Genomic DNA, 11409 nt, shown 5'->3' with positions numbered 1-11409 from the left:
ATCGATAGATTTATAGGTTTATGATGCAAATGTAAGGGATAATTATATAAAACCTAACAGAATCGGCAGATTTTTTACGCCCTTTTTTATTTGCAGGAACGTACTGTTCCCCCCCGACGGGTTGCACAGCAATACCTCCTGTCCGGCACGCCCGGTGCTTTCTTTTAAAAAAACCGGGCTGTCATGTCACATATTTTATTAATTTTCCTCCATGAATCTCATACTCACAGCACTTGCTCCCGTTGCCGCCATTGTTCTGTATATTTATATAAAGGACAAATACGAAAAGGAACCCGTCAGATTGCTCCTGTCCTGTTTTCTTCTCGGAGCCATAGCCAGTGTCCTCATCACGGTACTGCTTTCCCGGGTATTCGACACCCTGCTCCCGCTGAATGACGGCAGCAGTGTACTACAGATGTTTGTAAAAGCATTCATAGTGGTGGGGTTTACCGAAGAATTCAGCAAATATGTCATTGTCCGGTATTACGCCCAGCCCAAACGCGACTTTAACGAACCTTTTGATGGCATTGTCTATGCCGTAATGGTTTCCATGGGGTTTGCCGCCACCGAAAACCTGTTGTATGTGATGAGCGGCGGGTACCAGATAGCCCTGGTACGGGCATTTACCGCCGTACCTGCCCACGCTTCCTTCGGCATACTGATGGGATATTTTATGGGAAAGGCCAAATTTTCCAGAAACAGCAGCTTGCTCAATCTCTGCGGGTTGCTGCTGGCGGTACTGTTTCACGGGGCCTATGATTTCTTCCTGTTCATCAATTTTATTCCCGGAACCTGGGCCGGGGCTTTCATTTCCCTGGGCATAGCGCTTCTGCTATCGCGAAAAGCCATCAGGAGACACCAGGACAACTCCCGGTTCCGCATATGACAGCTACCGCGCATTACCGGTTATCCCTCTTCCTGTGAGGCCGGAAGGCCTGCAAGTGCCAGACCGTCGTCTACCAGCCGTTCTGCCTGTGGTTGCTCCGATTTCACCTGGTGCAGATATGCCCTGATACCGAGCAGGAGACCTTCGTCGTTATGCGTTGCGGCAAGTTCGTATAATTCTACCGGCAACAGCCAGTCTTCCGGATGATCCTGCCTGAGTTTGTCAAATATCCCGTGAATTTCAGCAAACTTCCTGTGTCCTTCCCTGATCTCCCGGACTTCCCGGTACAGGTTTTCGAGCCTGGTACGCACTTCACTTTTCTCCTGCTTCAGCGTTTTTTCGGAAGGCACATGACTGATCAGGTCAAAACTCCCGGCATCGGCAGGCCCCGAAAATGCAGAGACCACCTCTTTTCCTACCGCCATGTCGTAAACTCCCCATTCGGGGCGGAACAATATCCGGTCTCCCTGGCGTACGGTACAGTTGGCAAAACTGATAAGAATGATCTTCCCCTGTAGGTTGCGCGTACCGGTGATAATGTCACCGCTCACTTCCACCCCTCCTTCAAACAGGAGTGTGGCCCGCTCTCCTTCATAGATATCATAGGCCCTGAGATCCCGAGGGCTCATATCTTCTATGGCCAGGTTTATCCCCCTGAGCCTTCCCACAGGGCTACCATATCCTTCGGCGTGGTATGCGGTGCCATGCCCTACCAGTTCCTTTTCGCGGTATGCCAGTGCCGTCTTTCCCCGGGTCTGTACATAGACCGGTCTCCCTTCGTCTTCCAGCACTTCCGTAAAAACCCCGGAGATCTGCAATCCCGTACTCAGCTCTACCGTACCCAGTGCACCCGATCCTATAAGTTTACGCACTCCCTGCAAGCCTCCCTTTCGCAGGGCCATGGTATTGGCAAATTCTTCCAGCACCAGGCTGAGATGGGCAAAATCAGGAGTGACGTAAAGCTGTGGCTGCGGCCTGGTAATATCGAAGTCCCGGTAGGCCGCCGCTATGGTATAAGGTATTTTTTTCACCTGGTCTGTCATGCACAAGGCACTTTCCCCTATGGAAGAAAGCAGGCCGGCCCCGTAAATGCGCGGGTGTTCCACACTGCCTATCAGCCCGTATTCCACCGTCCACCAGTGCAGGTTCCGGATCAGGGCCATTTCACTGGGGTCTCCCGTATCCCGCTGCAGTTCATCCACCCGTTTCTCCGCCGCTTCTATCTCCGTATCGGGAGTGCCGGAGGCCTCCTTTATAATGGAGAGATGCCGTATGGCTTCGTACACCTCGTAATCGTGCGCACTGGAGATCGCCTTGCTCCCGATCTCCCCGAAACGCCGCAGGTACTCGGCGTATTCCGGGTTTGCGATTATAGGGGCATGTCCGGCCCCTTCATGGATAATATCCGGTGCAGGGGTGTACTCGATATGTTTCAGCTGCCGGATATCGGAAGCGATGACCAGGACATTATATGCCTGGAACTCCATAAACGCAGACGGGGGGATAAACCCGTCTACCGCTACCGCCGCCCAGCCTATTTCCTTAAGGATACGGTTCATGCCGTACATATCGGGGATATGTTCTATGGATATCCCGGTTTTCCGGAGCCCTTCCTGATAGGAGTCATGGGCTACCCTGCTCAGGTAATCCACATTCTTGCGCATCACATAACGCCATACCGCCTGGTCTACAGGGGAATAATCCTCATAATGCTGCGGTTTGATAAACTGTTTCAGGTGTGCCGGTAACTTATCCAGGACAGGATTACTCTGATATGCTGTTTCTTCCATGAGAATAAATTGCTGGTTCCTTTCAAAGATACAAAAAGGGAGATTGTTGTTGACACCACATGATGAACTTCAGTCTTACTTCCGACTTCGGACTTCATCAGACCTGGTACTACCGGTATAAAATCGCCCTTCCTCAAGGACAAAACATCAATATCAGTGTTTCACAGCCCTTAGCATCTCCCTTTTTCCGGGAGGTCCGGGCAGGCGTTCCACGGTAAAACCGACGGCTTGCATGGCCCTCCTCACACTGCCCTTGGCCGAATAGGTAACCAGTATACCCCCCGGTTTCAGGGCCTCATACATTTTGGCAAAAATGTCTTCCGTCCACAGTTCGGGTTGTACCCTCGGGCTGAAAGCGTCAAAATAAACCAGGTTGAAACACGCCTTATCCCCTATATCGGCAAAAGACTGTTTCCGCTTTACCAATACGAAATTTTCCGCAATCTCCTGCGGGACCTCCCAGGGGGCCTCATGCAGGCGCACATAAAGGGCGGCGTGTGCTTCGGCGCCGAGAGCCTGTACATAGTTCAGCTGTTTCACCTCTTCTGCAGATACCGGGTATGCCTCTACTCCCGTATAATGTATTTTCATGCCCCGCCGCACTCCTTCCAGCAGGGTAATAAAGGCATTAAGCCCCGTTCCGAAGCCTATTTCGAGTACAGACAATGGTCCGGACTCAAAACGGTCCAGTCCCTGATCTATAAATACATGTCTGGCTTCCCGGACAGCGCCGTGAACGGAATGGTACTGTTCGTTCCATTCTTCGAGCTGAATGGTGGTGGAACCATCGGCCGTGGTTATGATCTTTCTCTTCAATGGCAGTTTATTCGTAAAATTTATTTTCCGTATCCTCCGTTCCCGGTTTTCCCGGCTCAAAACGCATACAGGCCGGCATGGCACTACAAAATAAATGAATTTTATACTATTTTTTACGCCGATATACGTATTAAATTAATTAATTTAGCTGATAAAATATTTTGAATATGAAGACAGAAGAAGTTACTCCGATTAAAGTGGAAAAAACGGCCGGTTCCAGGATAGGAGAAGTGGATTTCAGCAAGCTTACATTCGGAAGCGTATTTACCGATCATATGTTTGTCTGTGATTTTAAGGACGGAAAATGGCAGACCCCCGAAATAAAACCGTACCAGCCCCTTGTACTGGATCCTTCCGCGCGGGTATTTCATTACGGACAAGCTGTTTTTGAAGGTATGAAGGCTTACAGGGACGAACAGGGCCAGGTCTGGCTTTTCCGCCCCGAGGAAAACTTTCTGAGGATAAACAAATCCTGCGAACGTATGGCCATGCCGGCTTTTCCGGAGGATTACTTTTTCGACGGGCTCAGGACGCTCCTGAAACTGGACGAGCAATGGATCCGCGGGGGTGAAGGGAATTCCCTTTACATCCGCCCTTTTGCCATAGCTACGGAACCCAGTGTCATGGCCTCCCCTTCCAGTGAATACAAATTTATCATCATCTGTTCGCCCGCGCAGTCCTATTACGGCGGTGAAGTTCGCGTAAAGATCGCAGACCACTACAGCCGTGCGGCTTCGGGAGGTATAGGGTCGGCCAAGGCCGCCGCCAACTACGGGGCACAGTTCTACCCTACCAGCCTGGCCCAGCAGGAGGGATACCAGCAGGTGATATGGACCGATGCCAATACTCATGAATACCTGGAAGAAGCAGGGACAATGAATGTCTTTTTCCGTGTGGGGAACACCTTGTTAACGGCGCCGACCAGTGACAGGATACTCGACGGGGTGACCCGGAAAAGTGTTATTGCCGTTGCACAATCGCGTGGAATCAATGTAGAAGTGAGGCCTGTTAAGGTCAGTGAGATCATAGCTGCTGCCAAAGACGGAAGCCTGAAGGAAATTTTCGGAAGCGGTACCGCAGCAGTTATCAACCCGATTGCAGGTTTCGGATATAAAGAAGAAAAATTCGAGCTTCCGCAAATCGATAATTCCTATGCCTCACTCATCAAAAAAGTGATCATAGATATTCAGTACAACAGGGCTGAAGACCTGTTCGGCTGGCGTTATAAAATAGATTGACGGGTTAGGTTATCAGGTTAATAATGGGTTATTGAGTTATTTAGTTGATTCCAAATAACTCAATAACCCATCGTTAGTTTACAAACGACGAAATGGTCGGGAGTCGAAAGTTGTCATCCGGACCGCAGTGCCTGTCCCGGCTTTTGTCGGGGGAAGGATCTCTGTCCCGGCACAAAGGAGCTTCAACAGCATAACGGAAGCACCGGAGATTCCTCCTATGTCGGAATGACAGCAACTAAGAACTACAAACTAATAAACTATTAACTTCAACCACCGTTTACTCCTTATTGAGTACTGCTGCTATATCCGGCTTAAAATAATCCGGTCCTTTCATTACCTTCCCGTCTTCCCTGTATATGGCCCTGCCGTCTTCTCCGAGTTTACTCATGTTACTGCGCTGGATCTCCTCAAAGACCTCTTCTATCTTATGCTGCATGCCGTGCTCCAGTATGGTTCCGCATAAAATATAGAGCATATCCCCCAGTGCATCGGCTACCTCCACAAGGTCATTGCTCTCCGCCGCTTCCAGGTATTCCTCATTCTCCTCGGCCATCAGGTTAAAGCGCAACCTGTTTTTATCCTGCCCCAGGTCTGCTACGGGTTTGTCTGATATTCCCAGTCCGAATGCCCGGTGGAATTCGCCCACCGCCTCAAGTTTTCTCTTCATCGCAATATTCAATATTTTAAGTTCGTATTCAAAACTGCCCTGCCACCGGCAGGAAATCCACAGGCCATCATACCAGGCACCCGGGGTTTTTCAACCTGCAATCCCTGTAAGATCTCTTCCTTTTCCTCCGGATAAAATGATTATTTTTGCTAAAAATAAAGATATGTTCACAACGGGACAACTCATATTTGCCCTTTTTTTCCTGGTCGCTTTTGTAGCCATCATATTTATCAGCTATAAAAGAGATAAAAAATTACACCTGAGACATTATAAGGGCAGTGGCAGGGTACTGATAGGGTTTATACTTTTTCTCGTGATACTGTTGCTCCTGAAATCCTGGGTAAAGCATTGACCCCCTTAAAAAAACAGATTACGGGTATGCCCCGAATGACCTGCTGCCCTGATTATCAATGTCACGATTGCCTGTCATGACCTGTGATTTCAAGCCGGGAAATGGTTTGGTCACACTACAGCAACAGGTGTATTTTCCTTCAAAACATACCTCTAAAACCTCTTTTTAACGTCACTTCATTGCCTTTTATCGAAAAAAAGTATACATTAGCGGCGTGGTTTAAAATAAAAAAGCAATGATTACATTCTTAAGCGTGCTGTTTTCGCTTATTCTCCTCAATGTATTGCTGCTGGCTTTCAGCATCAACAAAACGGAGAAAAAGACGAAAAAGCCTTTCCGGTTTTACACGGAAAAGACAAACGGAGGCTACTCCCCGGATTTTAACGTAAAACATTACAGGGAAGCGATATAGCCGGTTGCCCTACAACCGGATACGAGGTCGTTGGTATAGTGCTTTTCCGCAATCGGAAAAGTAAAGGGAATTCTTTTGTGCAAAATTTTTACGTTATTGCGTAAATTAGCATTGGCGTAAAAGGAATATCTTATGAAAATTCTCAAATATCTTTTTTTTCTGATCCTTATACTCTTTATAGGAGCATCTGTCTATATAGCTACACAACCGTCCGGATACACCATTAGTCATTCCCGGGTGATACACGGTAATCCGCAGCTGGTGTACCAGTATGTGGCCAACCTGAAAAACTGGAAGGACTGGTCTTTTCTCCCGGGCGATGAAGCGGGAATACATTACGGAGACCCGGCCGTGGGAATAGGTGGCAGTTACCGCTGGAAAAACGGTGAAGAGACACTGACCATTACCACGACAAGTGCTACTCCATATACTCATATGGAACAGGAGATAGCCGGTACGGAGAAAAAAAAGGCAATGCTGCTGTGGGAATTCCGGGAGCAGGATGAGCATACGGAAGTCGCACTCACCATCAACGGGAAAATGGATTTTGCAGAAAAAGCCAGGGCGCTATACTACGGCCCGCCGGGGCAGAAACTGGAACCCGAAGTGCACAAAGCTTTCGGGCTGATCGACAGCATTATCACCGAAAACCTGAAAAAGTACAGTATCAGCATAGACGGGATCACGGAACAGGGGGGTGGCTTCTATCTCTATACCACAACGTCCAGCAGGATATCCGAAAGCAGTAAAAAAATTGCGGGACAATTGAAGGATATCGATACGTATATCAGGGAGAACAACATACACCATACGGGAATCCCGTTTACCTATTATCATTCGTGGGACAGGGAAAACAACGCTGTCATATTCTCCAATGGTGTGTTTACGACCTCCAGGGTCATTACCGATCCGGAAAGCAACATACTGACCGGAAAGATCGATCCTTTCAGGGCCCTGAAAGTTACCCTGAACGGAGACACCAAAAACCTTCCGGAAGCCTGGGAAAGCGCTTTCTCCTATCTGCGCGAAAGACAAATAGCACAGGATTCCACGGGACCCTATATGGAATTCTACCCTTCCGACGCCAGCAATACTCCGAACCCTGCCAAATGGGTTACCGAGATCCTGGTGCCGGTATACGAAATAAACATTCCTCCCATAGTAGAGTAATCCAGAGAATTCTTTACGCGGGAACCGCATTTTTTCAGAACGGCTTTTGTCCATAAAAAGACAAAAGCCGTTCTTTTTTCATTTTTATCACCTCTCCTTCTCCTTTTTCTGCTTCTGAACACCATAAAAGCTTTCGAAAACGTTTTCGATTTCCGCATTTTTTTATCCAAACCTTTACTTCCCCTTTCAAAAAAATAAAAACCTCTTAAAAAAACATCTTTTTACAGAAACACCCCCTAATTAAAATAGGGGTATTTATAAAATAACTGTAAAAATCATATGTTTTAGTATGTTTTTAGTAGGGGTGTATACTGTTTTAGTATAATTTTAACACTCATAAAACATAATTCCTTATGAAAAAAATAGAAGCAATTATCAGAAAGTCAAAGTTTGATGATGTAAAGGAAGCACTTCATCAGGTTGGCGTTAATTTTTTCAGCTACTGGGACGTCACCGGGCTGGGTAATGAACAACAGGGGCATGTATATCGCGGGGTTACCTATAGTACTGCCGATATTCAGCGCCGTTACCTGTCCATAATAGTATCGGACTCCTTTGCGGAAAAAGCGGTTGAGGCCATTCTCGATGCCGCAGCCACCGGTACTGTAGGCGACGGGAAGATTTTCGTGTCGCCGGTAGAAGAGGCTTATCGTATCAGAACGCGCGAAAACGGAGAAACATCGCTCAACTAAGGAAAAGAAACTAACCGACAACGTAACAATTTAAAGCGACTATTATTATGGAAGACACTTTATTCACAGCCAATAATATATGGATGATGGTATGTACCGGGCTGGTATTTTTTATGCACCTGGGATTTTCCTTTCTGGAAATAGGACTTACGAGACAGAAAAACACCATTAATATCCTTTTCAAAAACGTTTTTATAATCTGTATAGGCTTACTGCTGTACTGCCTGCTGGGTTTCAACCTGATGTATCCGGGAAGTTTTATCGCCGGCATACTTCCGGACTATTTTATAGATCTCTTCGGCCTTTCGCTGCCTGAGGACGGACTGACCACTGCATATGCAGATGGCGGCTATACCTACTGGACCGATTTCCTGTTCCAGGGCATGTTTGCCGCTACGGCAGCTACCATTGTATCCGGTGCTGTTGCCGAGCGTGTAAAACTCACCAGTTTTATGGTTTTTACGGTAATCTATGTGGGCCTTATATACCCGATAGCCGGTTCCTGGAAATGGGGCGGAGGATTCCTCGACGAATGGGGATTCTATGATTTTGCCGGGTCTACCATAGTTCATTCCGTAGGAGGGTGGGCAGCCGTTGTTGCGGTATACCTGCTCGGGCCCCGGATCGGAAAATACAAGGACGGAAAAATCAACGCCATTCCCGGGCACAATATACCCATGGCCACTGCCGGAGTACTGATCCTGTGGCTGGGATGGTTCGGGTTTAACGGGGGGTCCGTTTTATCGGCAGACCCGGCCACAACTTCACTCACACTGGTCACCACCTGCCTGGCCGCTGCCGCAGGAGGGATCTCAGCCTTCGTCTTCTCTAAGATCAGGTATAAGAATTACGACCTTACCATGTTCCTCAACGGTATCCTCGGAGGACTGGTAGGTATCACCGCAGGAGCCGACCTGATGACACCTACCGATGCCATTATCATAGGGCTTATTGCCGGGGTGGTCATAGTGCTCGGGGTTTCCCTTGTAGACCACCTGAAACTGGACGATCCCGTAGGAGCTGTTGCCGTACACCTTATATGCGGTATCTGGGGAACCCTGGCCGTCGGCCTGTTCGGGTCCATGGCAGGATTCGACCAGTTCCTGATACAACTGGCAGGAGTAGGTATCGTAGGTGCCTTTTGCGTCGTCTCGGCATTCATCATACTCTTTATTGTCAAAAAGACCATGGGGCTTCGCGTCAGCAGGGATGAGGAGATCGAAGGACTCGACCTTCACGAGCACGGGGGCATGGAGGCCTATGCCGATTTCCGTATGAATCAACACTAATTCACACGGAAGTCCTTCATAAGGAAGCGGAGCGTTTGGCAGAACGCTCCGCATTAAACTCAGCCTCACAAGGGATTTCCGGCATTTCAACATACATAACGAACGTAATAATTATTAAAACGACTAATCCTTTTATTTATGAAACTGATCACTTCTACAAAGTTCGCAAAAAAAGCACTTTTAGCCATGTTTGCTCTCGTAAATTTAACTGTAATGGCACAGGAAGAAAAAAAATTACAGATCAGCGGAAGTGTTGACGGATATTACCGTTACAATTTTTCCGACGAACAGAAGCAGGCCCCTGCCTCTTCCTTTGCCAACAGTCCGGGGTTCGCTCTCGGAATGGCCAACGTCGTAGCCTCCTATGAGAGCGACAAAGTGGGATTCGTGGCAGACCTCGTTTTCGGTCCCCGCGGAACCGATGCGGTATTCCTGTCTACAGGATCGTCCAATATCGTAAACCAGCTATACGTGTACTGGACCGTAAGCGATGCGGTAACACTGACCTTCGGGAATTTCAATACCTTCCTGGGATATGAGGTGATCTCTCCCGTAGGGAATTTCAACTACTCTACTTCCTATATGTTCTCCTACGGTCCTTTTTCCCATACCGGCCTGAAAGCCGACTTCAGTCTTTCCGACAACTGGTCGGCGATGCTTGCCGTGATGAACCCGACCGATTATACCGAGTACAATCCTGCCGGGGTATATACCTTTGGCGCCCAGCTCGGTTATGAGACCGAAAACGGGGGTACATGGCTCAACGCCATTTACGGAAAGCAATACGACGGCACATCCATCAGTGAAAACCCCACGTTCCAGATAGATCTTACCACGGGATACGACCTTACCGATGCTTTTTATCTCGGGCTCAACGCTACCTACAACGAGACCAAGGATGCCGGCGGGTTCTACGGGGTAGCCCTGTACCCGCAAATCAAGACTTCCGAAAGTTTTGCACTGGGATTACGCGCAGAATACTTCAAGGAACTTGAAGACGGTGGCCCCGTATACGGAGCTGATATCGATACCTGGGACTTTACCCTTACCGGGAGCTATACCGTAGGCGATCTGATCCTCAAACCGGAACTGCGCCTGGATTCGGTATCGGAAGACGTATTCTTTGACAAGGACGGTTTCAATGCCGGAATTCCTTCGGAAGGCAGTCTCGGGTCTTTTGTTATGGCTGCCATCTACAAGTTCTGAAAGACCACACAGTCAGAAGCTATATTTCATACCATGTATGTTTCGGGTCCGGATCTTCCCACAGGAAGGCCGGACCTTTTTATTCCGGCAATTACTTACCGGGGCTGAAAGCCTTTACCCCGGCCCTTATGGGAACAGCCAGGGTATTTTCATCGGGCACCACCGGGCATGAATACGACGGATTATAGGCGCAATAAGGATTGTATGCCTTGTTAAAATCCAGCACGATCTCGTTCCCCTCAGGAATTCTCAGGTCGATATACCGGCCGCCCCCATAGGTTTCCTCCCCGTTGGTAGCATCGGCAAACGGCAGAAAGAGATAATCGGCATATCCCGGGCGGGAAGTGACTTCAGGGTTCTGATACACATTCAGCCGGTACTCCTCCCCTTCTATGGTAAAATGAAGTATTCCGTAACGCACTCCGGTCACGGACCGGCTGGTCGTGGTCGCCATGGCAAAAGGAGAGGCTCCCGGGGTTCGTTCCAGCCTTGCCACGACCCGTAACAGCGTATCTGCGGGAAAGAAATCCAGCCCCCGGAAATCCTTGCGGTCCCGTTCCTTTAACGGGGAATGCCCCGGATCGCGGAATTCCCCGTTCAGCGTTTTCTGAAATTGCGCTATGTCCCACAGTACGTCAGTAGAATCTTGTGTGGCAGTGGTCCCGATATCGTGATATCTCCTGTCTCCCTTACAACCGGCAAGGACAAGGAGAAACACCATAATCAGATATTGCTTTTTCATGTGAATAAATTTGAGATAAACGATGTACTTCCCACCATACAATATCCATATGACCGGATAAAACACAAAGTTAGGATATTATAATACAATTCTCCGCCGCAATCCTCCGGAAACCGGTGACATTTTGACATAGACGGGGCAGGTGCCGG

The 11409-nt window shown here is 48.5% G+C and carries 12 protein-coding genes; 8 read left to right on the top strand and 4 right to left on the bottom strand.

Features of this window, described 5'->3' with window-relative positions; genetic code table 11:
• Window positions 1-211: 211 nt before the first annotated feature.
• On the top strand, window positions 212-886 hold the full coding sequence (locus DN748_RS07145; protein ID WP_112371079.1) for a PrsW family intramembrane metalloprotease: 675 nt from the start codon (window positions 212-214) through the stop codon (window positions 884-886).
• A 20-nt stretch (window positions 887-906) separates the two neighbouring features.
• Here the strand turns inward: DN748_RS07145 and DN748_RS07140 are convergent, their stop codons facing one another.
• Together DN748_RS07140 and mnmD are read right to left on the bottom strand one after the other, a co-directional pair.
• On the bottom strand, window positions 907-2676 hold the full coding sequence (locus tag DN748_RS07140; RefSeq protein ID WP_112371078.1) for an aromatic amino acid hydroxylase: 1770 nt from the start codon (window positions 2674-2676) through the stop codon (window positions 907-909).
• 153 nt (window positions 2677-2829) lie between these two features.
• A complete protein-coding gene (gene mnmD, locus DN748_RS07135) occupies window positions 2830-3492 on the bottom strand; it encodes a tRNA (5-methylaminomethyl-2-thiouridine)(34)-methyltransferase MnmD (RefSeq protein ID WP_112371167.1) in 663 nt (220 codons plus the stop codon).
• 167 nt (window positions 3493-3659) lie between these two features.
• On the opposite strand from mnmD, the gene DN748_RS07130 reads away from it, so the two are divergent.
• Window positions 3660-4730 (top strand): branched-chain amino acid aminotransferase, encoded by a 1071-nt coding sequence (locus tag DN748_RS07130; protein ID WP_112371077.1) that lies wholly within the window; start codon window positions 3660-3662, stop codon window positions 4728-4730.
• 277 nt (window positions 4731-5007) lie between these two features.
• Here the strand turns inward: DN748_RS07130 and DN748_RS07125 are convergent, their stop codons facing one another.
• A complete protein-coding gene (locus tag DN748_RS07125; RefSeq protein ID WP_112371076.1) occupies window positions 5008-5397 on the bottom strand; it encodes a pyrophosphohydrolase domain-containing protein in 390 nt (129 codons plus the stop codon).
• Window positions 5398-5560: 163 nt separating this feature from the next.
• Between DN748_RS07125 and DN748_RS07120 the strand changes: the two genes are divergently transcribed.
• From DN748_RS07120 to DN748_RS07100, 6 genes are all read left to right on the top strand, one after another.
• Window positions 5561-5749 carry a hypothetical protein gene (locus DN748_RS07120; RefSeq protein ID WP_112371075.1) on the top strand — a complete coding sequence of 63 codons (189 nt, stop codon included), beginning with the start codon at window positions 5561-5563 and terminating at the stop codon, window positions 5747-5749.
• Between the two features lie 235 nt (window positions 5750-5984).
• A complete protein-coding gene (locus DN748_RS19060; RefSeq protein ID WP_161554496.1) occupies window positions 5985-6161 on the top strand; it encodes a hypothetical protein in 177 nt (58 codons plus the stop codon).
• Window positions 6162-6293: 132 nt separating this feature from the next.
• Window positions 6294-7331 (top strand): GyrI-like domain-containing protein, encoded by a 1038-nt coding sequence (locus DN748_RS07115; protein ID WP_112371074.1) that lies wholly within the window; start codon window positions 6294-6296, stop codon window positions 7329-7331.
• Between the two features lie 353 nt (window positions 7332-7684).
• A complete protein-coding gene (locus DN748_RS07110) occupies window positions 7685-8023 on the top strand; it encodes a P-II family nitrogen regulator (protein WP_112371073.1) in 339 nt (112 codons plus the stop codon).
• A gap of 47 nt (window positions 8024-8070) precedes the next feature.
• Window positions 8071-9312, top strand: coding sequence for an ammonium transporter (locus tag DN748_RS07105; RefSeq protein WP_112371072.1), 1242 nt, complete (start codon window positions 8071-8073; stop codon window positions 9310-9312).
• 138 nt (window positions 9313-9450) lie between these two features.
• Window positions 9451-10518 carry a porin gene (locus DN748_RS07100; RefSeq protein WP_112371071.1) on the top strand — a complete coding sequence of 356 codons (1068 nt, stop codon included), beginning with the start codon at window positions 9451-9453 and terminating at the stop codon, window positions 10516-10518.
• Between the two features lie 91 nt (window positions 10519-10609).
• On the opposite strand, the gene DN748_RS07095 is transcribed toward DN748_RS07100, so the two are convergent.
• Window positions 10610-11260: a DUF1684 domain-containing protein gene (locus DN748_RS07095; protein WP_112371070.1), complete on the bottom strand. Its 651-nt coding sequence runs from the start codon at window positions 11258-11260 to the stop codon at window positions 10610-10612.
• Window positions 11261-11409: the final 149 nt, after the last annotated feature.

The sequence above is a fragment of the Sinomicrobium soli genome, assembly GCF_003285545.1.
In the GTDB taxonomy this organism is placed as follows: Bacteria; Bacteroidota; Bacteroidia; order Flavobacteriales; family Flavobacteriaceae; genus Sinomicrobium.
The sequence above is the reverse complement of the archived record's forward strand: the minus strand, read 5'-3'. Positions and strand labels throughout refer to the sequence as shown.